Here is a 25,987-nt window from a genome sequence, read left to right as displayed (position 1 = left end):
TGGATTCGACAGAATTCCGTGCCGGTCCGGTTCGCTTCTATTGTGCCTAGATGAACCGCGGGATCGGCCGCGGATGCGGCGTCATGCGATCCGACAGGTCGAAATCGACTTCGTCGACATAGCACCAGCCCCAGCCTTCGGGCGGGTCATAGCCTTCGATGATCGGATGTCGGGTCGCGTGGAAATGCGCGGTGGCGTGGCGGTTGGGCGAATCGTCGCAACAGCCGACATGGCCGCACGTGCGGCACAGGCGCAGATGGACCCACCAGTCACCCGTCTTGAGACACTCCTCGCACCCGTCCGCGCTCGGCGCGACGTCGCGGATGCCGTCCAGATGCGTACATGACTCGCTCATGCCGATACGGTAGCGCAATTGTCGCCGCCGCCAACCCTGTACGGCCAACCCTGTAAGGAAGTGCGGCACATCAGGACGAAAGAGCGGCAATGGTTCCCCGGATATTGATCGATACGACGCAGGTCCCGGGCGGCGGTGAGCTGCGGCTGTTCCGGCGCGGCGATGAATTCTCGATCATGCTCGGCGCGAACGAGCTGATGAACAATCGCGTTTCGGGCTCCGAAGAAGCCCTCGCGACGCTGGTGTGCGGGAGGCTGGTTGCCGTGAAGGCGCCGCGGCTACTGATCGGCGGTCTCGGCATGGGCTTCACCCTGGGCGCAGCGCTCGGCCGGGTCGGGCCGGACGCGTCGGTCACCGTGGCGGAGCTGGTGCCGGCGGTGGTGGCCTGGGCGCGCGGGCCGATGGCGTCGATCTTCGAGGGGAGCCTCGATGATCCGCGCGTGACCATCGCCGAAGAGGACGTCGCAGCGCTCATTACCGCGGCGCCGGGGGCCTGGGATGCGATCCTGCTTGATGTCGACAACGGGCCTGACGGGCTGACCCGGCACGGCAACAACCGGCTCTACAGCGCGACCGGCCTCGACGCGGCGCGATCGGCGCTTCGACCGGGCGGGATCCTTGCGGTGTGGTCGGCGGCGCCCGACGCGAAATTCGTCCGGCGCCTGGAGACGGCCGGGTTCGCGGTCGATGAGGTCGTCGTCAAGGCGCGGGGCGCACGGGGCGCTCGGCACCTCATCTGGCTGGCGAAAAGGCCCTGACGATTGCTGGCGCCCGGCACGCGCGCCTCGGCACATCTCGTCCCTGCACGATAGTCCGATCGAATATAGAGCCACGCCTGCCGGCCGCTCCGGAACAATATGGGGATAACTGTTACTCACGCGGAACATAATGGCTTGGAAGGCCTGCGGGGCTGGCATAGGCTTACGGCGAGAGGAGAGAGACCATGGCGACCGGAACGGTAAAGTGGTTCAACGACGCAAAGGGTTTCGGCTTCCTGACCCCGGACGATGGCGGCGAGGATTTGTTCGTCCATTTCTCCGGCATCAACATGCCGGGCTTCAAGACACTCGCGGAAGGGCAGCGGGTGTCGTTCGACGTGATCGAAGGGCCCAAGGGCAGGCAGGCGGCGAATATCCAGGCAGTCGACGCGGGGTGAGGCGTCGCGGCCGCCGGGGCAGGCCATTGGCGCCCCCCGGGTTTAAGCAGACATCGCGCCGATAATCCGCCCGATCGGCGGTTTCGCCGCAGCGGCGGCGAACTATAGCCAAAACGGGCTTAATATCCTTCGCAGGCGCAGCATCGGCGCCGCTCGGACACGGGCCGATCCTGGGCCGCTCTCGCGTGGAGACCTGGCCGGCGCGCGCCGGCCAGGCAGGGTGCATCTGCGTCGTTTGTGGGCCGCACGGGCGTGACCGCCCGGTCCGACGCTCCTTTTTCGGAGAGCCGCAGATCATCGAGATCGGCAAAAAAACCGCCAAAGCTGTTGCGCTTCGGCAACAGCCCCCGGAATTTGTTCGCTTGCGCGGAAACCTTCCTTTGGGTAGGGAGTTTGCGCTGTCCGAGTGACAACGAAGAAAGGGGATTTTTATGCGGAAGCTTGCCGTTGCTATGGCGCTTGCCTCCACCGCTCTCGCCACACCTGCCCTGGCCCGCGATGATTCGTGGTATGTGGGTGTCGAAGGTGGTGCGCTGCTCGTCGAAGATATGCATTTTGATATCGGCGCGCTTTCCGACGCAGCGACTGTCGACCATCATTATGGTTATGATGTCGACGGCGTGATCGGTTATGATTTTGGCGCGTTCCGCGTTGAAACCGAAGTCGGCTACAAGAGCTCGACCGTCGACGCCTATTCGTCGACGACGACCACCCCGATCCGGAACGCCGCCGGCGTGCCGATCAATGCTCCGGCGGGCACTTATGACTATGCCGGTGGCCGCACGACCGCCCTCAGCTTCATGCTGAACGGCCTGCTCGACTTCGGCGACGATGACGGCATCCAGGGCTTTGTCGGCGGCGGTGTCGGTGTCGCTCGTGTCAAGACCCGCATCGGTCTGAACACGTTCAGCAACTTCATCGACGATTCGGACACGGTCTTCGCATGGCAGGGTATCGCCGGTCTGCGCGCTCCGCTGACCAGCCATCTCGATGCGACGTTCAAATATCGTTTCTTCAACGCCGACAATGTCAAGCTGGTGGACGTTTCGGGCCGTGCGATCGATACCCGCTATCGTTCGCACAGCATCCTGGGTGGCCTGACCTACAACTTCGGCGCGCCGCCGCCGCCCCCGCCGCCCCCGCCGCCCCCGCCGCCTCCCCCGCCGCCGCCTCCGCCGGAGCCGGTTCCGGTCGTGGCGCCGCCGGTCTGCTCGCCTGGCCCGTTCATCGTGTTCTTCGAATGGGACAAGTCGGACATCACGCCGGACGCGTCGTCGATCCTCGACAACGCCGTCACCCAGTATCAGAACTGCGGCAATGCGCAGGTCATGCTGGCCGGCCACGCCGACCGCTCGGGTTCGCCCGCATACAATGTGGGTCTCTCGCAGCGTCGTGCGGACTCGGTGAAGTCGTATCTGTCCGCACACTCGATCCCCGAGGGTGTGATCTCGACGGAAGCGTTCGGCGAAAGCCGCCCGCGCGTCGCGACTGCCGACGGAGTCCGCGAGGTTCAGAACCGCCGCGTGGAAGTCACCTACGGACCTGGTTCGGGCAACTAAGCCCGGCCTTCAGTTCGGAAGAATCGAGAGGGAGATCGGCTTGCCGGTCTCCCTTTTCGTTTGCGCCCGACATGTCGTAGCGGCGATGCCGATCCGACATGGGCCATGGCCCGCCGGCAGGGCTGGCAATCACTTCCTGTTCCGCTAGAGGAAAGCGGTCCGGGTGGCGGCGCCACCACATATCAAACAGGGTATCAGGCATGCGGATTACGATGATCGGTTCGGGCTATGTTGGCCTGGTATCGGGCGCCTGTTTTTCGGATTTCGGCCATGAGGTGATCTGCGTCGACAAGGACGCCAGCAAGATCGCCGCGCTCGAGGCCGGCAAGATGCCGATCTTCGAACCTGGCCTGGACACGCTCGTGGCGACCAATGTCGCTGCCGGCCGGCTGAGCTTCACCACCGACCTCAAATCAGCCGTCTCCGGTGCCGACGCCGTGTTCATCGCGGTGGGCACGCCGTCGCGGCGTGGCGACGGCCACGCAGACCTGACCTACGTCTTCGAGGCCTCGCGCGAGATCGCCGCGGCGATCGACGGGCCGATCGTGGTCGTCACCAAGTCGACCGTGCCGGTCGGCACCGGCGACAAGGTCGAGGAGATCATGAAGGAGGTCGCCGGCGATTATGAGATCGCCGTCGTCTCCAACCCCGAATTCCTGCGCGAGGGCGCCGCCATCGGCGACTTCAAGCGCCCCGACCGCATTGTCGTCGGGACCGAGGATGCGCGTGCGCAACAAGTGATGCGGGACATCTATCGTCCGCTCTACCTCAACGAGAGCCCGATCCTGTTCACCGGGCGCCGCACGTCCGAGCTGATCAAATATGCGGCGAACGCGTTCCTCGCGACCAAGATCACGTTCATCAACGAGATCGCCGATCTCTGCGAGGCGGTCGGGGCGAATGTGCAGGACGTGTCGCGCGGCATCGGGCTCGACAACCGCATCGGTTCCAAATTCCTCCATGCCGGCCCGGGCTATGGCGGCTCGTGCTTCCCCAAGGACACGCTGGCGCTGCTCAAGACGTCCGAGGATTACGAGACGCCGATCCGGATCGTCGAGGCAGTGGTGCAGGTCAATGACAACCGCAAACGGGCGATGGGCCGCAAGGTAATCAAGGCGCTGGGCGGCGATGGCAAAGGCAAGACGGTCGCGATCCTCGGCCTGACCTTCAAGCCGAACACCGACGACATGCGGGACGCGCCCAGCCTGGCGATCGTACAGAGCCTGCTCGATGCTGGTGCGACCGTGCGGGCACACGACCCCGAAGGCATGGAGGTCGCGAAGAAGATGATGCCGAGCGCCACCTATTGCAGCGATGCCTATGAGGCGGCCAAAGGCGCCGACGCCGTCGTGATCGTAACCGAATGGGATACCTACCGCGCGCTCGATCTTGGCCGGCTCGCGGGTGTGATGAACGGCAAGGTGATGGTCGACCTGCGCAATGTCTATCGCGCGCGCGAGGTCGAGAAGGCCGGTTTCGCGTACAGCTCGATCGGGCGTTGAGAATCAGGCTGTGAGGGCTGCCTGAAGCCAGGGTGGCGTGATCGCGTCACCCAGCGCCTCGACCCGGCGCAGTTCCACCATCAGCCCCAGATCGGGATAGGTGACGCGCGTACGGTCGCCCGGCTCGGCGATCGGCGCGACCACCAGCCGACGATTGACCTTGGCGCGGTGGTGCATGCGCGCGGTATTCTCCTGGCCGACATAACAGCCCTTGGTGAAGCTGACGCCGCTCAGTTCGCGCGCATTGGCTTCGAGCCAGAGCGTCTTGTCCGAGCCCAGTTCCTCGACGCCCTCGGTGACTCCCAGCGACAGGCGGTGCGCTTTCCACCCGATGGCCGCTTCGCCCGCATCGCCGAGCCAGCGGCGGCCGAGGTCGGAAAGGCGCGGATCGGGCACGCCGCGATCTCCACCGACCGACCAGTGAACCGCGCCGGCGATCCGCTCGATCGTGATCGCGCGGCGCAGGCGGTAGAGCGTCAGGCGCCGGGCCAGGGCGTCGGCAGCCTCCGCTTCGCAATCGATCAGGATCGCGTCGCCATCCGCCCAGAGCAGGAAATCGAACAGCGCCTTGCCCTGCGGCGTCAACAGGCCCGCCCAGCGCGGCGCCGAGGCGTCGAGCGTCGCCACGTCCTGCGTGATCAGGCCCTGCAGGAAACCGCGGACATCCTCGCCGGCGATCCGGATCAGCGCGCGATCGGTAAGCATCGTGGCATGCGGGGTGGTTTCGCTCATGGCGAACAGGTAGGAGGTCGGCCGGGCAAGCGGAAGAGCCGGAGGCGATCGTGACAGCAACCTATGACCTGAAGCTGACGGGCGGCACCGTCCACACGCCCGCCGGCCCGATCCGGGCCGATATCGGCGTGCGCGGCGGGCGGATCGTCGCGATCGGCGGTATGGGTGATGCCGGGGAGACGATCGAGTGTACCGGCCTCGATATCCTGCCCGGCGTGATCGACACCCAGGTCCATTTCCGCGAGCCGGGGCTGGTCCATAAGGAGGATCTGGAGAGCGGCAGCCGCGCCGCGGTGCTCGGCGGAGTGACCGCGGTGTTCGAGATGCCCAACACCAAGCCCAATACCGACAGTGCCGAGGCGATCCAGGACAAGCTGACTCGCGCGCATCACCGCATGTGGTGCGACCATGCCTTTTATGTCGGCGCGACCAACCACAATGCCGCGGCCTTGGCCGAGCTCGAACGGCTGCCCGGCACGGCGGGCGTGAAGATCTTCATGGGCGCCTCGACCGGCGACCTGCTGGTGGCGGAGGATTCGTCGCTCGCCGACGTGCTGGCGTCGGGCCACCGGCGGGTCGCGATCCACGCCGAGGACGAAGCGCGGATGAACGCGCGCGCCGGGGAGCGCGTGCCGGGCGATGCCTCTTCCCACCCGGTGTGGCGCGACGACGAGAGCGCGCTGCTGGCGACGAAGCGCATCCTCAAGCTGGCGCGCGACGCGGGGCGCCGCATCCATGTGCTGCACGTGACGACGCCGGCCGAGCTCGAATTGCTCGGCCAGCACAAGGATATCGCTACCTGCGAGGTGACGCCGCAGCACCTGACCCTGGCCGGCGAGGAAGCCTATCCGCGGCTGGGCACCCTGGCGCAGATGAACCCGCCGATCCGTTCGGGCGCGCACCGCGACGGGCTGTGGCACTGGCTGCAACAGGGTGTGCCCGACATTCTCGGCTCGGACCATGCGCCGCACACGCTGGAAGAGAAGGGCAAGCCCTATCCCGACAGCCCGAGCGGCATGCCGGGCGTCCAGACCATGCTGCCGCTGATGCTGAACCATGTGGCGGAAGGACGCACCACGCTCGCCCGGGTGATCGACCTGACCAGCGCCGGGCCGCAGCGCGTGTTCGGCATCATCGGCAAGGGGCGGATCGCGATCGGCTACGACGCCGATTTCAGCATCGTCGACCTCAAGGCGCGCTGGACGATCGAGCAAAGCTGGCTCGCCTCGCGCAGCGGCTGGTCGCCCTTCACCGGCATGACGCTGACCGGCAAGCCGATCGGCACGATCGTGCGCGGCCGGCGCGTGATGTGGGACGGTTCGCTCGCCGATGCGGCGCTCGGCGAGCCGATCCGGTTCGAGGCAGTCGAGTTCGGCTGACACGAATGGGTGATCGAAGGGGTCGGCGGCGGCTGACGGCATCGCTCCCGCCGGCCGCCTCATCGTCTCAGAAGGGTAGCCATTTCGATGTGTGGCTGAACTTCATGTACCCGACATTCACGCCTTGCCGCCAGCCGACGCCGAGGCGGATCGGGATCAGCACGATGTCGCCGCGCCGCAAATAGGTCGCGGCGAATCCGCCGACGAAATAGAGCCGGCCCTCGCCGGCCGGGAAGCGGCGATAGAGCTCCTCCGAATCATGGAGATTATAGACCAGCACGAACACCTTGTTGGCGTCGCCGCCCAGATCGAAACCCACTGACGGGCCGGTCCAATAGACCGGCATCTGCCCCTCGATCTTGTGGAACATCGTGCCGCTGCCATAACGCAGGCCGACGACCACCGCGCCCGAAGCCTCGCGGCCGGAGATATAGGCGTTGGGCTCGCCCTGCTCCTTGAGCGTCCGCTCCAGGATGCCGGCCAGGCCCGACGCACCCTTGCCGAAGGTGCCTTCGGCGGCGATCAGCAGCTCCTCCCGCTTGAAGGTCGTGCCCCGCGCGGCGTCCGCATTGGCATCGGTCAGCGCCGTATTGGCCCCGGCCGGCGCGGACTGAGCGCGATCACCGCTGGCCGGCATGTTCGGGTTGCTCGGATCATAAGGCGGATATTGCTGCGATCCCGATGCAGCGGGCGCGTCGCGATAGGCCGGCTGGCTGTCGGCCGGCACCGCGGTATCCGGCTCGGCGGGCGGCGGCGGGGTCTGCCCACGCTGCAGATCGCTGTCGATCGCCTGGTTGGGATCGATCGTCCGCACCTGGGCCAGTGACGGCGCGGGGCCGATACCGATGGCGGTTGCCACCAGCAACAGGATTAGAAGGGCCTTGCGCATCGTCATACTCCCCCGGCGCTTAATGGGCCAGTGTTGCCCCTGCGCGGCTTGACCCACAATGAACCGCGCGACGACCCGAGTCGAATTCGCGCCGGACGGCATGTTGCAAGGCCGGTTGATCGAAGCCACACCCCTCGCTATAGCCGCGCTTCGCCGCCAAGCCGGAGACGTGGGTGAGTGGCTGAAACCAGCGGTTTGCTAAACCGCCGTACGGGGTTTACTCGTACCGAGGGTTCGAATCCCTCCGTCTCCGCCAGGGGTGATCCCGGCCTTCGCCCCAAGATCGCCGCCGCCGGCGTCTTGTGTTGGTGAGATGACCGCGAAGTTCGGCTCTTTATTCCCCGTTCTTTCCAATTTCGCGGCAGACCGTCCGTAGCGACTCGCCAACGGCGCGGATTTCGCTGATATATCCGGCATCTCGACACCTTCTCAGTCGCAACAGGGCATCATGAAGCGTTTTCTCGACTTGCCCTATATTCGGCGACCGCTGACGACCGCGCTGGGCGCGAGTCTCGCGATCAATCTTCTGACCCTGGTGTCGCCGCTCTATTTGACTCAGCTCTACGACCGGGTGATCCCGTCGCGCAGCGGCGTCACGCTGATCGCGATCACCGGCATCACGCTGGTCGCGGTGGGGCTGACCGCCCTGTTCGAGATGCTGCGCGGGCTGGTGTTCGCGCGGGCCGGTGCCGCGCTCTACGCGGAAATGGAGGCCGATGTGCTGGCGGTGTCGCGCAAGGCCGCGCTGGCCGGAGCGCCGGGGCGCCGGGCGCGGGCGTTCGAGGATCTGGAGCAGGTTCGTGGTTTCGTCACCGGGCCGATCCCGGCGGCGCTGATCGACCTGCTGTTCGTGCCGCTGTTCGTGATCGTGCTGTTCATCGTCCATGTCACGATCGGCCTGCTCAGCCTGGCCTGCGCGGCGGCGCTGATGATCGCCGCCTGGTTCAGCCGTCGTGCCATGGCCCGCACCGCCGACGAGATGGTGACGCGCCAGCGCCAGGCGAGCGACGCGCTCGAGGCGCATCTCGATTCGGCCGAAAGCGCGACTGCGATGGGCTATGCCGGTCGCGCCGAGGGGCGCGCGGCCGAGCTCAACCGGCTGGCGCTGACCGCGCAGATCACCGCGACCGTCTCGACCAGCGGGGTCGCCTCGGTGGTGCGGGGCATCCGTTCGGCCAGCCAGACGCTGATCCTCGGCCTCGCGACCTGGCTCGCGGTCCAGGGTTCGGTCAGCATGGGCTCGATCATTGCCTGTTCGATCGTCTTCTCCAGGGCGCTGGGCCCGGTCGACCAGATCCTCGCCTCGTGGCGCCAGGTGTTCACGGTGCGCAGCGCCTGGGCCCGCCTGACCGCGCTGGGCGACCAGTCGGCCCCGCCGGTCACGCTGAGGCTGCCGGCGCCGACGGGCGTGGTGACGTTCGAGAATGTGATCGCGACCGCGCCGGCCGGCACGGTGCCGATCCTCAAGGGCATTTCCTTCGCGCTCGCGGCCGGCGAATCGGTCGGCATTATCGGCCCCTCCGGTTCGGGCAAGTCGACGCTTGCCCGGCTGATGGTCGGCGCCTGGCCGGTCAGCCGCGGGTCGGTGCGGATCGACGGGGCCGATATCAGCCAATATTATCCCGAGGATCTCGGACGCCATATCGGTTATCTGCCGCAGAATGTGACGCTGCTGCCGGGCACCGTCGCGGACAATATCGGGCGCCTGACCGAGCGCGACGACAAGGCGATCGTCGCGGCGGCGCGGGCGGCGAACGCACACGACATGATCCTGGGCCTGCCCAAGGGCTATGACACGCCGGTCGCGGCGGCGGGTTTCGGCCTGTCCGGCGGCCAGCGCCAGCGCATCGGCCTGGCGCGTGCGCTCTACGGCGATCCGATGCTGGTCGTCCTCGACGAGCCGGAGACCGGGCTGGATGGCGAGGGCGAGGCAGCGCTCAAGGCAGCGATCGCCGAAGTGCGCCGGCGCGGCGCGACGCTGGCGGTGATCGCGCATCGCCCGGCGCTGGTGCACGGCCTGGACAAGATCCTGGTGCTCAAGGCCGGCGCCATCGCCCGGTTCGGTGCGGCCAGCGAGTTGCTGCCCCAGCTCTTGCCCAATGTCGGTGTGGGAGCGCGGGCATGAACGCGATGACCCCGGTGCCGCGCACGGCCGAGGAGCGCGAGGCGCTCGCCAACGTCCTCACGCGGCCGATCGCGCCGGTGATCCGGCGGCTGGCGATAGGGCTGGGGGTGGTCGTCACGGTGATCGTCCTGTGGGGTACGCTGGTGCCGATCATGAGCGGCGTCGTGGCGCAGGGGCGGGTCGCGGTCGAAAGCAAACGCAAGACCGTGCAGCATCTCGACGGCGGCATCGTCCACTATATCGCGGTGCGCGACGGCACGCGCGTCAGGGCCGGCCAGCTGCTGATCCAGCTCAATGACGGCGATGCCGGGCTGCAGGTGCAGGTGCTCCAGGCGCGCGCCGATTCGCTGCGGGCCGAACAGGCGGCACGCGAGGCGGAACTGGCCGGGCGCGACAGCATCGCCTTTCCGCCCGATCTCCTCGCCCGCTCCTCCTCGCCCTCGGTGCAGGCGGCGATCGCGACGCAGCGCGCCGCCTTCGCCGCGCGCAAGGCCGGCCGCGGCGGGCAGGAGACGGAGATCGACCAGAAGCTCGTCCAGTTCGGCCAGGACGTGCATAGCTCGACCGCGCAGTCGACCGCCGGTGGCGAGCAGCTCGCGCTGCTCGAACGCGAGATTCGCGACACCAGCGCGCTGGTCGAAAAGGGTTATGCGACCCGCCCCAGGCTGCTCGCGCTTCAGCGTGCCGCGGCGCAGTTGCGCGGGGAACAGCGCTCGATGAACGCGCAGGCGGAACGTGCCCGCGCCCAGATCGCCGAAGCGCGCATCGCGCGACGCCAGGTCGGGCGCGAGGGCGGGGTGACCGCCGCCGAGGCGCTGCGATCGGTCCAGTCCGAGCTGGTCGAGGTGACCGAGAAGCTCTCCAACGCGCGCGAGGTGCTGGCGCGCAAGCGGATCGTCGCGCCGGTGGACGGCACGGTGGTCGGCCTGGCGGTGACGACCATCGGCGGCGTCGTGCGCCCGGGCGAACCGCTGCTCGATATCGTGCCGTCATCGCCCCGGATGGTGGTCGAGGCGCAGCTGACCCCGGCGCATGCCGATGACGTCCGGCCCGGGCAGCCGTCCTTCGTGCGGCTCGAGGCGGGCGGGTCGCGCACGGCGCCGGTGGTCGAAGGCGTGGTGCGCACGGTGTCGGCGGACGCGCTGACCGATCAGCGCACCGGCGAGCGCTATTTCACCATGATCGTCGAGATCACCCCGTCGGCGCATGTGCCCGCGTCACTGGTCAAGCCGGGCCTGCCGGCATCGGTGCTGGTCCGCACGGGCGAGCGGACCCTGTTCGGCTATCTGCTCGAGCCGATCAATCGCGTGACGTTCGAGGCGATGCGGGAATGACCGCCTGATCGCCCGAAGGCGGTGCGAGGCTCCGCAATATGGGCTCGAACGCCGGCGCGACGAAGAGCGCGCCGCGCTCGCTCAGATGATTGCCGTCGAAATAGAGCGGGTAGCCCGCATCGGTGATCCTGCACGTCCGCGGGCCGCACAACAGGCGGGACGGATCGATCACGCCGATCAGCCCGCGCCGTTCGAGATCCGATGCAATGGTGCGGAAGGCGGCATCGCGGCGCAGATGCTCCGTGCGGGACGGTTCGATCCGGTGCATCACCCCCAGCAGCTGTGCCTTGGCCAGGCGCCGGGGTTCGGCGAGCGGCGCGTCGGGTACGTCCTGCACCACCTGCACCGCAATGCCGAGCGCGCGCAATTGCCGTATGCCCTGCTCGAAGGCATGCGCGTCGCCGCCCGGCTCTTCCGGATCGGGGTGCAGGCCGCCGCCATAGACGCTCCAGTGCGCCGCCAGCAGCACCATCCGCGGCCGCTCCTCGGCGAGGAAGCGCATCACCGCCGCGTTGCGCGCGATGCAGTCGCGTTTCTTTGTCGGGCTGAACATCCACTGGTTCGCCTTTTCCTCGTTCGCCCGGACCGGCAACAGCGGCGGGCAGCCGAGCGAGGTGAGGTCGTATCCCGCCACGCGATGGCGGCGGGCGAGCATGTCGAGTGCGGGCAGGTAGACGGCCGCATGGGAATCGCCCCACAAGATGAAGCTGGGGCGTCTTACCGCACCGCCGATGCGGCAGCGCGTCTCGTTGCGGATCGTATCGACCGGCTGGCCCGCACATCCATAGTCGGGCTCCGGCCCGCGCTCGTTCAGCCGCTGAACCGCTGCATCGAAGCGCCATGGCAAGCCGTTCAGAAAATAGATGCCGGCACCATAGAGCGCGAGCAAGCCGCTCGCGCCGAGCGCGCTCAGGAACAGCGTGCGCCGCGACAGCAGCAGCCGGGGCTTGCGAAAGGGCAGCTCGATATAGCGCCAGGACAGCCAGGCCAGGGGAAAGGCCAGCAGCACCATCGCCAGCCGGACAAAGCGGTACGGCCCGAGCAGATAATAATTGCCGAACACGATCAACGGCCAGTGCCAGAGATAGAGCGAATAGGAGATCAGCCCGATCGCGACGAGCGGCCTGGCGCCCAGCACCCGCGCCACGCGCGAGCCCTGCGCCTGGGTGCCGTGGAGGATCGCGGCGGCGGCCAGTACCGGCTCGACCGCGTTTACGCCCGGAAAGGCGGATCGTTCGGACAAGGTCCAGATCGCATGGCCGATCGCGACCAGGCCGAGCAGCGCGATCATGTCGCCCAGCCATCGCCGGCGCGGCGCGGGCAACAGCCCGGCGGCGAGCAGTGCGCCGGCGATGAACTCCCAGGCGCGCGACAGCGGCGAATAAAAGGCCGCACCGGGATCGGCCTGCACTGCCCAGACGCCATAGGCGAAGGAAACCAGCCCGCCCGCGAGCAGCGCGCTGCGCAGCGCAAAGGCCTGGCGCCGCACCAGCAGGAGCAGTGCCGGGAACAGGATGTAGAATTGCTCCTCCACCGCCAGCGACCAGGTATGGAGCAGCGGCGTCGCTTCGGTGGTCAGGCTGAAATAGCCTTGCCACCCCCAGAACAGCAGGTTCGATCCGAACAGCGCGATCGCTGCCAGGCTCTGGCCGAAGTCGCGGAAATCCGCCGGCAGCAGGATCCAGCCCGCCAGCCCCGAGGCCATGAGCATCGCGAGGAGCGCCGGCAGGATACGTCGCACCCGCCGTTCGTAGAACCCGATCAGGGTGAAGGTGCCGCCCGCACTTTCGCGCAGGATCAGCTGCGTGATGAGATAGCCCGAGATGACGAGGAAGATATCGACCCCGACGAACCCGCCGGGGAAGCCGCGGATGCGCGCATGGAACAGCACCACCGCCAGCACCGCGATCGCCCGCAGCCCGTCGATCTCGCGCCGGTAGGTCGAAATCTGCTCCGTACCCGTCAGCTATCCGCTCCCCTCGATCCGCCAGCACGGCAAATCGAGGGGCGAGTCAAGCCGCGGGTCAGGCCATCATGTTGCGGCCGCGGGCGATGCTCGCGCTGTGGCCGATGCTGCCTTTGGCCGACGGCGTCCTGATCGTGTCGACCATGATCCAGTCGTTGGTCACCCGGTCGGGCGTGATCGTCATCGCCATATAGCCGCGCCGGCTGGTGTCGCACCATTTCAGCTCGGGATTGGCCTCGACCAGCGCCGCCGCGAGAATTTTCGGATCGACGCCCAACCCGGCTTCGTAACCCGGCGACGTCACGGCATGGCCAGCGAACTCGACGCCGGCGGGCTTGCCGTCCCGCGCCAGATCATACGCCCAGGCATTATGGCTGTCGCCCGAGATGACGACGAGGTTTGCCCCCAGCGCTTGCGACGATGCCAGGAACCGGCGGCGTGCCGCGGGATAGCCACCCCAATTATCGAAGTTGAACGGCAGGCCGGCTTTCGCTGCGGCGATGCCGGCAGCGACATAGGCACGGGCCCCGGCGCTCGCATCCGGCGCCAGCCAGCCGCCAGCGGCGAGCGGCATCACCGTTTCGCCCATGATCGTGCCGAAGCCGACCACCTGCCAGCGCTGCCCGGCGCGGACCGAGGCGCGCATCGCATGGGCGAGCCAGTCCTCCTGCTGTGATCCCATCATGGTCGCGGCGGCGTCCTGCCAGGCGCCGTCACGAAATGCCTTCAGTGCGGCCATCGGATCGGCCTGTTTGAACAGCGGGCCAATATCGGGCTGCTCGGTCCGCGCGAGCAGCCGGGTCTCGGTACGGAACAGAGTCGCGAGCGTGCCGATGTCATAGGCCTTCCACGGCTCGTCGGAGACCGGCATCCATTCGCGAAACACCTGGATCGAGGCGGCGCGCCGGGCGTTCCAGTCGCCCTCGTCGGCCTGGTGATTCTCCGCGCCGCCCTCCCAGCTGTCGTTGGCGGATTCATGGTCGTCCCATTGCACGATCATCGGGACGAGGCTGTGCAGCTTTTGCAGGTCCGGATCGGCGCGGTAGCTGGCGTAGCGCAGCCGGTAATCGGCGAGATGGATCATCTCGGTCACGGGCTCGATCCGGCGGCCAGGGACAGTCTCCTTCGCCGTGGGATAGGTGCCGACCGGATATTCGTAGAGATAGTCGCCGAGATGCACCGCGAGATCGATGTCGTTCCGTGCCGCGGCATGGGCATAGGCGTTGAAATAGCCGAAGGGCAGGTTGGAGCAGGAGAAGATCGCCGCGCGGAAGCTGCCGACGGCGCCCTCGGGCAGGGTCTTGGTCCGGCCGGTGGGCGAGACGCTGCCATCGGGCGCGATGAAGCGGAAATGATAGGCACGGCCCGATGCCAGCCCGCCCACGGTGATCTTCGCCGTATGGTCGCGCCAGGGCCCCGTGATCTGCACGCCGCCCGCGACGATCTTCGCGAAATCGGCGGTTTCGGAGAGCTCGACCTTCAGCTCGACCGCGTCGCCATGGGCGGGGACATAGCGCGTCCACAGCAGGATCGAATCGGCCATCGGCTCGCCGCTGGCGACCGAATGGGTGAAGCCGCGTCCCCCGGCGACGCTCGGCACTTGGGCGAAGCCGGGAATGGCGAAGGCGCCAAGCCCCAGCGAACCGGTCAGCATGAACGAGCGGCGATCGATCCGGTGGTACATGGTCGTTTCCTTCTACCTGAACCTCGCCCTTGCCCTTGCTTGATGGCGGCTCCGTGACAGCCGGCGGCATCGCTTCTAAGGGCCGGGAACGATGTTGCGACTTTTCACTCTGGCCGCCGACCGGCTGACGACGCCGATGGCGCCCGGCCGGCGATGGCCGATCATCCTGCTGGTCGCGATCCTCGCCCGCGCGATCACCTTCGGCAATCCGATCATCCATGTCGACGAGGAATTCTATTTCGTCGCGGCCCAGGCCTGGACTCACGGTGCCCTGCCTTATGTCGATGTGTGGGACAGGAAACCGATCGGGCTGTTCCTGATCTATCTGCCGGCGGCGGCGCTCGGCATGCCGCTCGGTACCTGGGCCTATCAGGCGATGGCGCTGGCCAGCCTGGTCGCGACCGCCCTGCTGATCGCGCGCCTGGCCGATCGCGCCGGCTGGCACAGGGGTGCGCTGGCCGGTGCGCTCGCTTATGTCCTGTGGGTCGATTTCGTCGACGGACAGGGCGGCCAGTCCCCGATCTTCTACAATCTGCTGATCATCGCGGCCGCCGCGCTGATTGCCCCCCGTCCAGTGGAAAGCTCGCCCCGCCTGCGCGGCGTCGCGGCGATGGCGCTGGTCGGGCTCGCGCTCCAGGTCAAATATTCAGTGGTGTTCGAAGGCATGTTCTTCGGCCTGTGGCTGTTGTGGTGCGCATGGCGGGCCGGGCAGCGCTGGACGATCCTGCCCTATGGCGCAGGGCTGGTCGTGATGGCGCTGCTGCCGACCCTGCTGTCCTGGCTGGCCTTTGCCGCGATCGGCGCAAGCGACGCGTGGTTCTTCGCCAACGTCACGTCGATCCTCGGTCGCCGGCCCGATCCGGTGTTCGAACAGATCGGGAATCTTGCCCAGATCCTGCTGATCACCTCACCCCTGATCGCCGCGGCGATCCTTGCCGTCCGGTCGGGCGGCGTAACGTCGCCGGAAACGCGCGCGGTCCGCCTCTGGCTATTCGCCTGGGCAAGTTCGGCGGCGTTCGGCCTGCTCGTCTTCGGGTCCTGGTTCAACCATTATGCCTTGCCGCTGATGCCGCCGCTGGCCGTCTGTGCCGCGGGTTTTTTTGGCGATCACGTCACCGGGCGGCGCGTCGCGCTGCCGGTGCTGCTGATCGCCCTGGTCGGAGGCCAGGCGACGCTGATCACCACACGGTACACGCGCGGCACGCCGGCGCAGTTCCACGCGATCGTCGATGCGATCGGCCACGCGCCGGGTTGCCTCTATGTCTATTCGGGCGACGCCGCGCTCTACCCGGCGACGGGCCGCTGCGCGCTGACTCGCTATCTTTTCCCGAGCCATCTCGGGCGCGTGCGCGAAACCGGGGCGATCGGGGTGGATCAGCGCGCCGAGATCGTGCGCATCCTGGCGATGAAGCCAGCCATCATCGTCCTGCGGCCCGCCTATCGCGGCGAACGTGCCGACACGCGCGCGCTGGTGATGGAGGAGGTGCAAAAGGCTTATCGCCTGCGGGCGGCCAGGCCGCTCGGTAACCAGACGATCCAGATCTTCGAGCGACTCTAGGCGGCGGTGCCGCTCTGGCGGCCTTCGCGCCGCGCCGCGACCAGCTCGGCATAATAGGCCATCAGCTCGACCGTATGCTCGCGATCGCTGCGCACCTTGCCGGCGGCGACCTTCGCGGCGCGTCGCAGCATGGCGGGATCGCGCTCGAACAGGCGATGGATCGCCAGCGCGGCGGACTGCGCATCGCGGGCGGTATAGAGCTCGGAGCAGAGCGGATCGGCGATCTCCGCGCAGCCGCCGGTGTCGGGCGCGATCAGCGGCAGCCCGGCGGCCATCGCTTCCGAGGCGACCAGCCCGAACGGCTCGGCCTCCGATCCATGGATCAGCGCGTCGCAGCTCGCCACGATCCGGGCGAGTCGCTCGCGGTCATAGACCGGTCGGAACATGCGGATATGCGGCGATCCTGCGATCCTTTTCTCGATTGCCCGGCTCTCGATGCCCGCGCCGAGCAGGATCAGCCCGACCGGCAGGTCGGCGCCGGCACGCTCGGCCGCGTCGATCACCAGCCGCCAGCGCTTCTCCGGATGGTGCCGGCCGAGACCGAGCAGCAAATGGCCCTCGGGCGGCAGGCCGCATTGCGCGAGCAGCGCCGCCCGCAGCGTCTCGTCGCGCAGCGCCGGCGAGAAATGGCCGCGCTCGATACCGAGCGGCATGGCCGCGTCGATCCGCACGCCGCGCGCCTTCAGCCGCTTTTCCAGCGCCGGGCCGTTGGTCACCACCGCGTCGTAATTGTCGAGGAAGCGGCTCATATAGCGGCTGTACCAGGCAAAGGCGCGTTCGATCCGGTCAGGCGCGGCCAGCCCCTCGAACCAGCGCATCGCGTAGGCAGCGACATTGTCGTTGTGCATGAAGAACACCTTGGCGGCGTCCCCTTGCCATTGCCCGACGATCCAGGCGGGGCGCCACGGCGACGATGCCTCGACCAGGTCTGGCTTCAGCGCGTCGAGCAGCTTGGTGACCGGCGCCGCATCCCAGAACAGGCCGTAATTCTTGTCGAAGATCAGGCGCGAGGCCTTGACGTAAATGATCTTGCCGCCGCCCGGACGCTCCTCGACCTCGTCCTGGCGGCCCGGGGCGATCACAATCAGCTCATGCCCAAGTTCGGACATGATTCCCATCTTGCGGTCGATATAGGTCCGCACCCCGCCGCCGGTCGGCGAGTAGAACTCGTTGACGTCGACGATTCGCATGGCGACCCTCAGTCCTTCGGCTTGATCGGCCCGAAGCCGCCAAGGCCGCGCAGATATTGCGCCTGGATATCGGTGGTGGTCACGCCGGAGCCGACATTGATCGTCGCCATGTTAAGCTTGGGGCGCGTGCGCCCCAGCTTCACGTTGCTGGGGAAGCCGGCGCCGTCGCTCCAGAAATCGAACTTGTTCTTTCCATCCCGATTATGGGTGAACAGCAGCGCATATTGGCCCGGCGCCGGCGCCTTGATGCACATGATCACGGCGCCCGCCTGCGGTGTCGGCACGCGCACCCGGCGGAAGAACTTGCCTTCCTTCAACAGGTCACGGTCGTCCTTCAGGAAATCCGCGTCGGTCGCCGGATACAACTCCAGCTTCAGTTCGCCGACACGATCCTTCAGCCCGCTGACATTGACCCGGATTGCCGGGCCGTTGCCATTGATGCAGGCAGGGCTGTCCGGACCGAGCACACCGGCCTGGGCCTCGACCGTCAGGGGGATCAGCATCGCACCGCTCAGGGCGATGCCCGCGATAAATTTATGCAACGACATTCTTCGTCCTCAGCAAACCATGCAGGCTGAAGGAAGCGATCAGGGCGATGTGCACGAGCAATACGAGGGCCGCGGTCATCGCCATCAATTCCGAAAGCTCTGCATCCTGCCCGATCAATAGGATCGCGAAATTGGCGAAAAGAAGGTCCTTGTTCGGCACCAATGGGAGGCGCGAGACCAGCAGCCGCGCCGCGCCGAGGATCAGCCACATGCCGATGGAGACGGTAGGCAGCGCGTAATGCCAGGCGAAGGCGAGGAAGATCGATCCCGAGATCAGGCGGATGCAATGGACCATGAAGATCCACCACAGGGTCCCCCGCGGCAGCGAAAAGACCCGCTTCGAGAAGATCAGGAAGGGCAGCGACATCGCGAAGGTGATCGCCGCCGAGGTTTCTACCGTGTGGAGCTGAAGCGGGGTGAGCAGGCCCGTGCCAAGCGGCAGCGCGAGCGCGATCATCGCCAGCGTGACGGCATTGCCGGCGATGGCGGACAGGATGGAAACGTCCTTCACTGCGCCGAACGGTGCCGCCACCATCTGCGCGCGCTGCCGCGCCCAGGCGTAGAAATAGGCTTCGCCCGAATAGCCGAGCACCACGTCGTTCGCGATCCGCTTCTTCAGCAGCGCGGTCAGTCCTGACAGCGGGATGCGCCATAGCCGCCTGAAAATGATATAGTCGCCCACCGGCGGCGCGAGATAGAGCAGCGCGAACGCGACATAGAAGAGCGGATTGTGCGGCACGGCGCGGCTCAGGCCCGCGAGCCCCGATCCGAACAGCTCGCGGCCCAGCCCGGCGATCATTGCGATCGTCACGATCGCCCCGATCACCATCGGCCAACGCCGCTTCAGCGTCTGCACGGGCTCCAGCCCGGCGAGGTCGGGGACCGTCACCAGCGGCGCTTTGGCATTGTCCATCATAGGAATTTTAGATCCCAGTCCGTCCACATTAGACCCGTTTTTTTCTGTTTCCGGTCTCGACCGGGTAGGCGCGCCCTAGTTAAATTGCGTGTCCAGGGCAATTTTCAACCTGCACCAAAATAATGTCCGTATTGTGCTGCGCTGCGAAATTTTCGCCGCAATAAGGGCTTATGGTGTTCTTTCCGATGCTGAAACCCTCGCCCGAAGCGGCCAGCATTCTGGCCTATGCGCAGACGCTGAACGGCGGCGGGGTGGAACGGGTGCTGTTGCGACTCGCCCGCAGCTGGGGCGATCTGGGGCGTCGCGTGACGCTGGTGATCGGCGAGGCAAGCGGGCCCCTCGCGGCGGAACTGCCCGCCAATGTGGATGTCCGGATCCTGGGCGATCCGTCCCATATCGGCCTGCGTGCGGTCGCCGGAATCGCCCGGAGCGTGACGCCCGATCTGATCTTCTGCCCCGGCAATCATTATACCGGCATCGCGCTCCTCCTGCGCGCGCGGCTGGGCCGGCGCTGCCCGCCGATCGTCGCCAAGGTATCGAACCGGCTCGACCGGACCGATCAGGGCGCGCTCGTCTCATTCGGCTATCCCCTTTGGCTGCGCCTCCATCCGCGCTTCATCGACCATGTCGTCGCGATGACGCCGGCGATGCGCGAAGAGGCGATCGCGGCGATGGGGATCGTGCCCGACCGCGTCAGCGTCATCGCCAATCCGCCGGCACCGGGATCGTCCGGGGAGCTACCTTCATGGCTGCCGGCTGGCCGTTTCCTGCTCGGCGTGGGCCGGCTCGCGCCGCAGAAGCGCTGGGACCGGATGATCGCGGCGCTGCCCCGGCTTGCCTCCGACGACGTACATCTGGTGATCCTGGGCGAGGGCGCCGAACGGTCCGCGCTCGAAGCCCAGATCGCCGCGCTCGGGCTGCGGCGCCGCGTTCACCTGCCGGGCTATGTCACCGAGCCACGCTCAGCGCTGGCCCGCGCGGCCGCGGTGGTGCTGACGTCCGATTTCGAGGGCGTGCCGGGCGTGCTGCGCGAGGCGCTGGCCGAGGGCACGCCCGTCATCTCCACTGAATCGAGCGTCGCCGTGCGCGAGATCGTGAGCGACCCGACCCTGGGCAGCGTCGTGCCGCCCGGCGACGACCAGGCGCTCGTCGCGGCGCTGGATCACTGGCTCGCGCCGGGTCGCGCCCGTCCCGCGCCGACGCCCGAACCGGGCGTCGATTCGGGGCAAGCCTATCTCGACCTGTTCGATTCGGTCGTGGCGGACGTCAGGCGGCGGGCCTGACCCTGTCGGGATGCGCGGCCGCGATCTCGGCGATCGCATTGGCCGCTGCGTCCGCCGCCACCAGCCGCGGAAACGCGTCGAGCGTCACCTCCAGGCGGCGCGCATTGAACATCTGCGGCACCAGGCAGACATCGGCGAGATTGGGCGCGTCGCCGCCCAGCAACGGCCCGTCACCCGTCTCGGCGAGTTTCTCCAGGGCCGTGAAACCCTCCACGATCCAGTGGCGATACCAATCGTCCTTCGCCGCCTTGTCGGCACCGAACTGGCTCTCCAGCCGCTTCAGGATGCGCAGATTGTTCACCGGGTGGATGTCCGCCGCGATCACCAGCGCCTGAGCGAGCACGCGCGCGCGGGCAAGGGGATCGTGCGGCACCATCGGCGGATCGGGGTAGAGCGCGTCGAGATAATCGATGATCGCGAGGCTCTGCGTGATCGGCACGCCGTCCATGTCGAGCGTCGGCACGAAACCCTGCGGGTTACGCGCGAGATTCTCCGGCGCGCGGTGCACGCCCTCGAGCAGCGCGATATCCTGGCTCTGATAGGGCACGCGCTTCAGGTTGAGCGCGATGCGCACGCGGTACGCTGCCGAGGAACGCCAATAATCATAGAGCTTGATCATGTGCCGCCCGAATCCTCCGCGATGGCGCGTTCCGAATTGCGCTCGAGCGCGACCTTGATCATCGCGACGATCGGGTCGGCCAGCGCAAGCCCGAGCACGCCGAACAGGGTGCTGGCCAGGATCTGCGACGACAGGGTCAGCGCCGGGGGCAGGTCGACGGTCCGCCGCGCCACCATCGGGATCACGACATAGCCGTCGAAAGTCTGGACGCCGAAATAGACCGCGATCGCCCATAGCCCGGTATCGACCCCGGCGCTGAAGCCGACCGCGACCATCAGCACGCCGCTGGTGAAGGCGCCGATATTGGGAATGAAGGCAAGCATGCCGGTCAGGATGCCGAGCAGCAGGGCCATCGGCACGCCGACCGCCCACAGGCACAGCCAGGTCAGCACGCCCTCGAACAACATGCCGGCCAGGCGCCCGGCAAGCAGCCGGCGCATCGTCGCGGCCATGCGCTCGATCGTAATGGCGAATTCGGCGCGCACGTCGGACGGCACCATCCATTGCAGCCCGCGATCATAGATGCGCGGCTCCATCGCCACGAACAGGCCGATCACCACCACCATGAACAGGCTGGTCAGCGCGCCGACCGCGGTGCCGACCCAGGACGTGAGCTTGCCGAACGAGCCCATCGCCTGCTGGGCCAGCCCGTTCAGGTCGGCCCGGCGCGGCATCAATCCGCTGGCCGACGCCCAGTCGATCAGGCGGTTCGCCTGCACCTCCAGGGTCACGCGCAGCTGCTCGGCCTGTGCCGCGACCTGGACGCCGGTCATGTAGAAGACGCCGAGGATGAAGGCCACGGCGCAGACCATCACGATCATCAGCCGCAGCCCGCGTCCGATCGGCAGGATCCGCCCGAGCAGCCGCACGCCGCCATCCAGCATCGCGGCGAACACCAGGCCCGCGAAGATGATCAGCAAGGGCTGGATCAGCAGCACCACCAGCGCCATCGCCGCGGCGAGGCCCAGCCATACCGTGGCGCGCTTCAGCTCCTTGCGGACAAAGGGATCGCGCAGCTCGTTCGGGCCGGGTTCGGGATCGATCGGGGCTGACGCCTGCTCCATCGTCATTCCTTCGGATTGTCCCGCGCCGCGTGAAGCGAGGTGCCCGCGCGGCCCGGCCGGAAGCTCTGGCCCCAGGTGAAGGGGTTCCAGCTGCCATTGCCGCTCTTCGAGAAGGTGATGAATTCGGCGCGCCCGCCCAGATTCTCCCAGGGCACGTCGCCGCCCAGGCCCATCGCGGCAATGGCGAAGCGGCTGTCGGCGCTATGGTCGCGATTGTCGCCCATCAGGAACACATGGTCCGGGCGGATCGTGATCGGGCCGTAATTGTCGCCGTCGCTCGGGCCGCTCTCGACCGTGTCGTAATGGCGGCCATTGGGCAGGGTCTCGGTGACCAGCGTCAGGCGGCAATATTGCCTGCCGTCCGTGCCGGTTTCGAGCGCGCCGGGATATTGCTCGGGATCGCACACCGTCTTCTTGTCGACCGGGATCAGCGAATCGTGCGGGGTCCCGCGCTTCACCGCCACGCCGTTGATGAACACGGTGCCGTCGATCACCTGCAACCGGTCGCCCGGCAGGCCGATCAGCCGCTTGATATAATCGGTGTTGCGGGTCGGCGGGGTGACGATGACGACATCGCCGCGCTCGGGCATCTTCCCGAACAGGCGGCCATGGATGAAGGGCAGCTGCACGCCCCAGCTCTCGACTTCCTGGTGCAGCACCAGGCTGCGGAACATCGCCACCGGATTGGGGATGGTCGGCGAGACGAAGGACCAGCCATAGGCATATTTGGTCACGATCAGCTGATCGCCGACCTGAAGCCCGGGCAGCATCGATTCCGACGGAATGTAAAAGGGCTTGGCGATGAAGCTGTGGAAGCCCAGCACCGCCAGGATCAGCCACAATATGCCCTTCACTTCGCCCCACCAGTCAGTGGTCGGGCGCTTCTCCACGGTATCCGGCGCGGGTGCGGCCTCCTGATCGGGCACTCCCTGCAACGCCAACTCCTCACTCATGTATCGTCCTACTCGGTCCTGATCGCTTCGATCACCACAAAGGCCTGCGCCCAGGGATGGTCGTCCGTCAGCGTCAGATGCACATGGGCGACGTGGCCTGCGGGGGTCAGCGCGTCAAGCCTCGCCCGGGCGCCGCCGGTCAGCGCCAGCGTGGGCGCGCCCGAGGGCGCGTTGATCACGCCGATATCCTTCATGAACACGCCGCGCTTGAAACCGGTGCCCACCGCCTTGGAGAAAGCCTCCTTCGCGGCGAAGCGCTTGGCCAGCGTGCCGGCCTTGGTGAAGGGACGGCGGTCGGCCTTGGCACGCTCGATCTCGGTGAAGACGCGCTGCTCGAACCGCGCGCCGAATCGATCGAGCGACGCCTGGATCCGCTCGATATTGCAGAGGTCCGAGCCGAGGCCGATGATCACTTCAATTCCCCTCCCGCTTGCGGGAGGGGTTAGGGGAGGGCATGTCGTCAAGGGGGTCGCCATCGGAACAGGCCCTCCCCCGACCCCTCCCGCAAGCGGGAGGGGAGAAGGCGCGTCGCCCCCTCACCGCGCCGAATCCATCGCGGCGCGCATCGTGCGCACTGCCGCGCCCAGCCCGACGAACATCGCTTCGCCCACCAGGAAATGGCCGATATTCAGCTCGCGCACCTGCCGGATCGCGGCGATCGGCGCGACATTGTCATAGGTCAGGCCGTGCCCGGCATGCACTTCGATGCCGTTCTTCGCGGCGAGCGCGGCCGCGTCGGTAAGCCGGCGCAGCTCCTCCGCCTGCGCCTCGCCCTCCAGCTCGGCATAGCGGCCGGTATGCAGCTCGACCACTGGCGCGCCGAGGCGCAGCGCGGCCTCGATCTGGCGCGCATCAGGCTCGATGAACAGCGAGACGCGGATCTTCGCCGCGCCCAGTTCGCTGACCAGCGACGCGAGCTGGTTATGCTGCCCCGCCGCGTCCAGCCCGCCCTCGGTGGTGCGCTCCTCGCGTTTCTCGGGAACGATGCAGGCGGCATGCGGGCGGTGGCGCAGCGCGATCGCGAGCATCTCGTCGGTCGCCGCCATTTCGAGGTTGAGGGGGATGGTCAGCTGTTCGGACAGCCGCGCGATATCGTCGTCGGTGATATGACGCCGGTCCTCGCGCAGATGCGCGGTGATGCCGTCGGCGCCTGCCTCGGCCGCGACGATCGCCGCACGGACCGGATCGGGATAGCCCGCGCCGCGTGCGTTGCGGACGGTCGCGACATGGTCGATATTGACGCCGAGCCGCAGGAAATCGCTCATGCCGCTGCCCGGCTGCCCGGCTTGATCGCGGGCAAGGCCGCCAGCTCGGGCGGCAGCGATTCGGCATTATAGGTCGGCACGTCGACCCGAATCAGCGGGAAGAAGGGCACGCCCAGATCGGCGGTCCCGCCCGACCGGTCGACCAGCGCCGCCGCCGCGATCGTCTCGCCCCCGGCGCGCCCGATCGCCGCGATCGCCTCACGGGATGAGAGACCGGTGGTGACGACATCCTCCATCATCAGCACTTTCGCACCCGGCGTCAGGCGGAAACCGCGGCGCAGCTCGAACACGCCCTCGGGGCGTTCGAGGAACATCGCCTCGACCCCCAGCGCCCGCGCCATTTCGTGCCCGGCGATCACCCCGCCCATCGCGGGCGACACCACCACGTCGATGCGCGAGCGGATCGCGGTGGGGATGCGCGTCGCCAGCTCGGTGGCCAGGCGTGCGCCGCGCGCGGGATCCATCAGCACGCGCGCGCATTGCAGATAACGTGAAGAGCGCAGCCCCGAGGACAGAATGAAATGCCCTTCCAGCAGGGCGTCGGCGGCACGGAACTCGGCCAGGATCTCGTCGTCGGTCATCAACACGGTCTTTCGTGAAAGCGAGCGGTTGATAGGAGCCCCATAAGGGCCGTGCAACGCCCACAACCCATGGTGTGTCAAAAAACGACCCGACACGCTTGAGACACCAGCACCTCCCGCGTATAGGCCCATCGCAACGAGCGTATTCCCGCTCGCGCGCCGTGGATGGAAAGGCGCAATCAGGGGTGACGAGACGCATGCGCAGTAAGGGGTTGAAGTCGATCGTGCTGGCGGCAGGACTCGCGTTAGCGGGTATCAGCCACGCCGCGGCACCGGCGCCACAGGCGGCCACGCCTACCACCACGGCGGCTCCGGCGACGACCAGCGCTGCACCGACGACCGCGGCGCCGGCGGCGGCTGTGCCGACCGATCCGATGCTGGCGCTCGACGGCGGTCCGGACGTGAAGCCGAAATTCGGTGTCGGCATGCCGGTCAACGGCCACTGGACGCTGCAGGATCAGGTGACCCCCAATGGCCGCCGCGCCCACTGGTTCCATGACGCCATCCTGTTCCCCGTGATCGTCGTCATCTCGCTGTTCGTGCTGTTCCTGCTGATGTGGGTGATGTTCCGCTATCGCCGCTCGGCGAACCCGGTGCCGTCCAAGACCTCGCACAACACCTTTATCGAGATCATCTGGACCGGCGTCCCCGTCATCATCCTCGCGCTGATCGCCGCGCCCTCGATCGGGCTGCTGGCGGCGCAGTTCAAGCCGGCGCCGGCCAATGCCGTCACGCTCAAGGCGATCGGCAACCAGTGGTACTGGAGCTATCAATATCCGGATCATGGCGGGTTCGAGATCACCGCGAACATGCTGAAGGAGAAGGACCAGGTCCAGCCGGGCGAGCGTTCGCGCACTGACGCCGACGGGCCGAAGCTGCTGGCGACCGACAACCGCGTCGTGCTGCCGATCAACACGCCGATCCGCCTGATCACCACCGCGAACGACGTGATCCATAGCTGGGCGATCCCGGCCTTCTGGATCAAGCTCGACGCCGTCCCCGGTCGCCTGAACGAGACGAGCTTCACCATCGAGAAGGAAGGCGTCTATTTCGGCCAGTGCTCGGAGCTGTGCGGCGCGCGCCATGGCTTCATGCCGATCACCGTCGTGGCGGTGAAGCCCGCGGTGTTCGCTGCCTGGGTGAAGGCGAAGGGCGGCACCATGCCGGCCCCGGGCGGCGCCAAGCCGTCCGACGCCGAACTGGCGCCGCCGGCGGACAACGCCGCCGCCAACACCGCCGGGCCGGTCGAGAATGCGACCGCCGCCGTTCCCGAGACCAATCAGGCTGCCACGGCGAACCCCGCCGGCGCCGGCAACGCTGGACAGTAAG

General features: G+C 67.4%; 24 protein-coding genes and 1 tRNA gene. 11 read left to right on the top strand and 14 right to left on the bottom strand.

All coding sequences use genetic code 11. From position 1 onward, the window contains the following. Nucleotides 1-46: 46 nt before the first annotated feature. Nucleotides 47-355, bottom strand: coding sequence for a UBP-type zinc finger domain-containing protein (locus ACZ1I5_RS19510; protein WP_465170894.1), 309 nt, complete (start codon nucleotides 353-355; stop codon nucleotides 47-49). An 89-nt stretch (nucleotides 356-444) separates the two neighbouring features. Between ACZ1I5_RS19510 and ACZ1I5_RS19505 the strand changes: the two genes are divergently transcribed. The 4 genes from ACZ1I5_RS19505 (at nucleotide 445) to ACZ1I5_RS19490 (ending at nucleotide 4,572) form a co-directional block, all read left to right on the top strand. Next, nucleotides 445-1,113, top strand: a complete 669-nt coding sequence (locus ACZ1I5_RS19505; protein WP_465170893.1) for a spermidine synthase — start codon at nucleotides 445-447, stop codon at nucleotides 1,111-1,113. Between the two features lie 185 nt (nucleotides 1,114-1,298). Then, nucleotides 1,299-1,511, top strand: coding sequence for a cold-shock protein (locus ACZ1I5_RS19500; RefSeq protein ID WP_465170892.1), 213 nt, complete (start codon nucleotides 1,299-1,301; stop codon nucleotides 1,509-1,511). 431 nt (nucleotides 1,512-1,942) lie between these two features. Next, on the top strand, nucleotides 1,943-3,070 hold the full coding sequence (locus ACZ1I5_RS19495) for an OmpA family protein (RefSeq protein ID WP_465170891.1): 1,128 nt from the start codon (nucleotides 1,943-1,945) through the stop codon (nucleotides 3,068-3,070). Nucleotides 3,071-3,270: 200 nt separating this feature from the next. Continuing rightward, nucleotides 3,271-4,572 (top strand): UDP-glucose dehydrogenase family protein, encoded by a 1,302-nt coding sequence (locus tag ACZ1I5_RS19490; protein WP_465170890.1) that lies wholly within the window; start codon nucleotides 3,271-3,273, stop codon nucleotides 4,570-4,572. A gap of 3 nt (nucleotides 4,573-4,575) precedes the next feature. Here ACZ1I5_RS19490 and ygfZ read toward each other — a convergent pair whose 3' ends face one another. Beyond that, a complete protein-coding gene (gene ygfZ / locus ACZ1I5_RS19485; protein ID WP_465170889.1) occupies nucleotides 4,576-5,304 on the bottom strand; it encodes a CAF17-like 4Fe-4S cluster assembly/insertion protein YgfZ in 729 nt (242 codons plus the stop codon). A 50-nt stretch (nucleotides 5,305-5,354) separates the two neighbouring features. Between ygfZ and ACZ1I5_RS19480 the strand changes: the two genes are divergently transcribed. Next, nucleotides 5,355-6,683, top strand: coding sequence for a dihydroorotase (locus tag ACZ1I5_RS19480; protein WP_465170888.1), 1,329 nt, complete (start codon nucleotides 5,355-5,357; stop codon nucleotides 6,681-6,683). A gap of 67 nt (nucleotides 6,684-6,750) precedes the next feature. On the opposite strand, the gene ACZ1I5_RS19475 is transcribed toward ACZ1I5_RS19480, so the two are convergent. Next, a complete protein-coding gene (locus ACZ1I5_RS19475; protein WP_465170887.1) occupies nucleotides 6,751-7,578 on the bottom strand; it encodes a DUF1134 domain-containing protein in 828 nt (275 codons plus the stop codon). A 157-nt stretch (nucleotides 7,579-7,735) separates the two neighbouring features. Between ACZ1I5_RS19475 and ACZ1I5_RS19470 the strand changes: the two genes are divergently transcribed. The 3 genes from ACZ1I5_RS19470 to ACZ1I5_RS19460 all read left to right on the top strand — a co-directional run bounded on the left by ACZ1I5_RS19470 (nucleotide 7,736) and on the right by ACZ1I5_RS19460 (nucleotide 11,031). Beyond that, nucleotides 7,736-7,828 (top strand) — tRNA-Ser (locus tag ACZ1I5_RS19470). Between the two features lie 192 nt (nucleotides 7,829-8,020). Then, a complete protein-coding gene (locus tag ACZ1I5_RS19465) occupies nucleotides 8,021-9,697 on the top strand; it encodes a type I secretion system permease/ATPase (RefSeq protein WP_465170886.1) in 1,677 nt (558 codons plus the stop codon). Then, complete coding sequence (locus ACZ1I5_RS19460; RefSeq protein ID WP_465170885.1) at nucleotides 9,694-11,031, top strand: HlyD family type I secretion periplasmic adaptor subunit; 1,338 nt, start codon at nucleotides 9,694-9,696, stop codon at nucleotides 11,029-11,031. The genes ACZ1I5_RS19465 and ACZ1I5_RS19460 overlap by 4 nt, the downstream gene beginning before the upstream one ends. Here ACZ1I5_RS19460 and ACZ1I5_RS19455 read toward each other — a convergent pair. Continuing rightward, nucleotides 10,997-12,949, bottom strand: a complete 1,953-nt coding sequence (locus ACZ1I5_RS19455) for an acyltransferase family protein (RefSeq protein ID WP_465174005.1) — start codon at nucleotides 12,947-12,949, stop codon at nucleotides 10,997-10,999. The genes ACZ1I5_RS19460 and ACZ1I5_RS19455 overlap by 35 nt on opposite strands. A 106-nt stretch (nucleotides 12,950-13,055) precedes the next feature. After that, nucleotides 13,056-14,681 (bottom strand): alkaline phosphatase D family protein, encoded by a 1,626-nt coding sequence (locus ACZ1I5_RS19450; RefSeq protein ID WP_465170884.1) that lies wholly within the window; start codon nucleotides 14,679-14,681, stop codon nucleotides 13,056-13,058. Between the two features lie 91 nt (nucleotides 14,682-14,772). On the opposite strand from ACZ1I5_RS19450, the gene ACZ1I5_RS19445 reads away from it, so the two are divergent. Next, nucleotides 14,773-16,239, top strand: coding sequence for a hypothetical protein (locus ACZ1I5_RS19445; protein ID WP_465170883.1), 1,467 nt, complete (start codon nucleotides 14,773-14,775; stop codon nucleotides 16,237-16,239). Here ACZ1I5_RS19445 and ACZ1I5_RS19440 read toward each other — a convergent pair. From ACZ1I5_RS19440 to ACZ1I5_RS19430, 3 genes are read right to left on the bottom strand one after another with little or no spacing between them, the layout of a single operon-like run. Continuing rightward, nucleotides 16,236-17,429: a glycosyltransferase gene (locus ACZ1I5_RS19440; protein WP_465170882.1), complete on the bottom strand. Its 1,194-nt coding sequence runs from the start codon at nucleotides 17,427-17,429 to the stop codon at nucleotides 16,236-16,238. The two genes, ACZ1I5_RS19445 and ACZ1I5_RS19440, sit on opposite strands and share 4 nt — an antisense overlap. A gap of 8 nt (nucleotides 17,430-17,437) precedes the next feature. Then, entirely contained in the window at nucleotides 17,438-17,932 is a 495-nt protein-coding gene (locus ACZ1I5_RS19435; protein WP_465174004.1) for a DUF2141 domain-containing protein, read from the bottom strand. 31 nt (nucleotides 17,933-17,963) lie between these two features. Beyond that, nucleotides 17,964-18,890 carry a hypothetical protein gene (locus ACZ1I5_RS19430; protein WP_465170881.1) on the bottom strand — a complete coding sequence of 309 codons (927 nt, stop codon included), beginning with the start codon at nucleotides 18,888-18,890 and terminating at the stop codon, nucleotides 17,964-17,966. A 188-nt stretch (nucleotides 18,891-19,078) separates the two neighbouring features. Between ACZ1I5_RS19430 and ACZ1I5_RS19425 the strand changes: the two genes are divergently transcribed. Then, nucleotides 19,079-20,176 carry a glycosyltransferase gene (locus tag ACZ1I5_RS19425; protein ID WP_465170880.1) on the top strand — a complete coding sequence of 366 codons (1,098 nt, stop codon included), beginning with the start codon at nucleotides 19,079-19,081 and terminating at the stop codon, nucleotides 20,174-20,176. On the opposite strand, the gene maiA is transcribed toward ACZ1I5_RS19425, so the two are convergent. The 6 genes from maiA to pyrE form a co-directional block, all read right to left on the bottom strand. Then, a complete protein-coding gene (maiA, locus tag ACZ1I5_RS19420) occupies nucleotides 20,160-20,795 on the bottom strand; it encodes a maleylacetoacetate isomerase (RefSeq protein ID WP_465170879.1) in 636 nt (211 codons plus the stop codon). The two genes, ACZ1I5_RS19425 and maiA, sit on opposite strands and share 17 nt — an antisense overlap. After that, nucleotides 20,792-21,865, bottom strand: coding sequence for an AI-2E family transporter (locus ACZ1I5_RS19415; protein WP_465170878.1), 1,074 nt, complete (start codon nucleotides 21,863-21,865; stop codon nucleotides 20,792-20,794). Before ACZ1I5_RS19415 ends, maiA begins: the two co-directional genes overlap by 4 nt. Next, nucleotides 21,862-22,812 carry a signal peptidase I gene (gene lepB / locus ACZ1I5_RS19410; RefSeq protein WP_465170877.1) on the bottom strand — a complete coding sequence of 317 codons (951 nt, stop codon included), beginning with the start codon at nucleotides 22,810-22,812 and terminating at the stop codon, nucleotides 21,862-21,864. The genes ACZ1I5_RS19415 and lepB overlap by 4 nt, the downstream gene beginning before the upstream one ends. Before the next feature lie 8 nt (nucleotides 22,813-22,820). Next, nucleotides 22,821-23,225: a holo-ACP synthase gene (gene acpS, locus ACZ1I5_RS19405; RefSeq protein WP_465170876.1), complete on the bottom strand. Its 405-nt coding sequence runs from the start codon at nucleotides 23,223-23,225 to the stop codon at nucleotides 22,821-22,823. Between the two features lie 123 nt (nucleotides 23,226-23,348). Then, nucleotides 23,349-24,077 (bottom strand): pyridoxine 5'-phosphate synthase, encoded by a 729-nt coding sequence (locus ACZ1I5_RS19400; RefSeq protein ID WP_465170875.1) that lies wholly within the window; start codon nucleotides 24,075-24,077, stop codon nucleotides 23,349-23,351. Beyond that, a complete protein-coding gene (pyrE, locus tag ACZ1I5_RS19395) occupies nucleotides 24,074-24,658 on the bottom strand; it encodes an orotate phosphoribosyltransferase (RefSeq protein WP_465170874.1) in 585 nt (194 codons plus the stop codon). The genes ACZ1I5_RS19400 and pyrE overlap by 4 nt, the downstream gene beginning before the upstream one ends. Before the next feature lie 197 nt (nucleotides 24,659-24,855). Here pyrE and coxB point away from each other — a divergent pair, with 197 nt between their 5' ends. Further along, nucleotides 24,856-25,986, top strand: a complete 1,131-nt coding sequence (gene coxB / locus ACZ1I5_RS19390) for a cytochrome c oxidase subunit II (protein WP_465170873.1) — start codon at nucleotides 24,856-24,858, stop codon at nucleotides 25,984-25,986. Nucleotide 25,987 lies beyond the last annotated feature (1 nt).

The organism is Sphingomonas sp. BL-S-30, from assembly GCF_055521475.1.
This window is presented reverse-complemented; position numbering and strand designations above follow the sequence as displayed.

Coding starts and splice junctions, on each gene's coding strand:
- ACZ1I5_RS19510 (WP_465170894.1), bottom strand. CDS start 355: ATGAGCGAGTCATGTACGCATCTGGACGGCATCCGCGACGTCGCGCCG.
- ACZ1I5_RS19505 (WP_465170893.1), top strand. CDS start 445: ATGGTTCCCCGGATATTGATCGATACGACGCAGGTCCCGGGCGGCGGT.
- ACZ1I5_RS19500 (WP_465170892.1), top strand. CDS start 1,299: ATGGCGACCGGAACGGTAAAGTGGTTCAACGACGCAAAGGGTTTCGGC.
- ACZ1I5_RS19495 (WP_465170891.1), top strand. CDS start 1,943: ATGCGGAAGCTTGCCGTTGCTATGGCGCTTGCCTCCACCGCTCTCGCC.
- ACZ1I5_RS19490 (WP_465170890.1), top strand. CDS start 3,271: ATGCGGATTACGATGATCGGTTCGGGCTATGTTGGCCTGGTATCGGGC.
- ygfZ (WP_465170889.1), bottom strand. CDS start 5,304: ATGAGCGAAACCACCCCGCATGCCACGATGCTTACCGATCGCGCGCTG.
- ACZ1I5_RS19475 (WP_465170887.1), bottom strand. CDS start 7,578: ATGACGATGCGCAAGGCCCTTCTAATCCTGTTGCTGGTGGCAACCGCC.
- ACZ1I5_RS19465 (WP_465170886.1), top strand. CDS start 8,021: ATGAAGCGTTTTCTCGACTTGCCCTATATTCGGCGACCGCTGACGACC.
- ACZ1I5_RS19460 (WP_465170885.1), top strand. CDS start 9,694: ATGAACGCGATGACCCCGGTGCCGCGCACGGCCGAGGAGCGCGAGGCG.
- ACZ1I5_RS19450 (WP_465170884.1), bottom strand. CDS start 14,681: ATGTACCACCGGATCGATCGCCGCTCGTTCATGCTGACCGGTTCGCTG.
- ACZ1I5_RS19445 (WP_465170883.1), top strand. CDS start 14,773: ATGTTGCGACTTTTCACTCTGGCCGCCGACCGGCTGACGACGCCGATG.
- ACZ1I5_RS19440 (WP_465170882.1), bottom strand. CDS start 17,429: ATGCGAATCGTCGACGTCAACGAGTTCTACTCGCCGACCGGCGGCGGG.
- ACZ1I5_RS19435 (WP_465174004.1), bottom strand. CDS start 17,932: ATGCTGATCCCCCTGACGGTCGAGGCCCAGGCCGGTGTGCTCGGTCCG.
- ACZ1I5_RS19430 (WP_465170881.1), bottom strand. CDS start 18,890: ATGGACAATGCCAAAGCGCCGCTGGTGACGGTCCCCGACCTCGCCGGG.
- ACZ1I5_RS19425 (WP_465170880.1), top strand. CDS start 19,079: ATGCTGAAACCCTCGCCCGAAGCGGCCAGCATTCTGGCCTATGCGCAG.
- maiA (WP_465170879.1), bottom strand. CDS start 20,795: ATGATCAAGCTCTATGATTATTGGCGTTCCTCGGCAGCGTACCGCGTG.
- ACZ1I5_RS19415 (WP_465170878.1), bottom strand. CDS start 21,865: ATGACGATGGAGCAGGCGTCAGCCCCGATCGATCCCGAACCCGGCCCG.
- lepB (WP_465170877.1), bottom strand. CDS start 22,812: ATGAGTGAGGAGTTGGCGTTGCAGGGAGTGCCCGATCAGGAGGCCGCA.
- ACZ1I5_RS19400 (WP_465170875.1), bottom strand. CDS start 24,077: ATGAGCGATTTCCTGCGGCTCGGCGTCAATATCGACCATGTCGCGACC.
- pyrE (WP_465170874.1), bottom strand. CDS start 24,658: ATGACCGACGACGAGATCCTGGCCGAGTTCCGTGCCGCCGACGCCCTG.
- coxB (WP_465170873.1), top strand. CDS start 24,856: ATGCGCAGTAAGGGGTTGAAGTCGATCGTGCTGGCGGCAGGACTCGCG.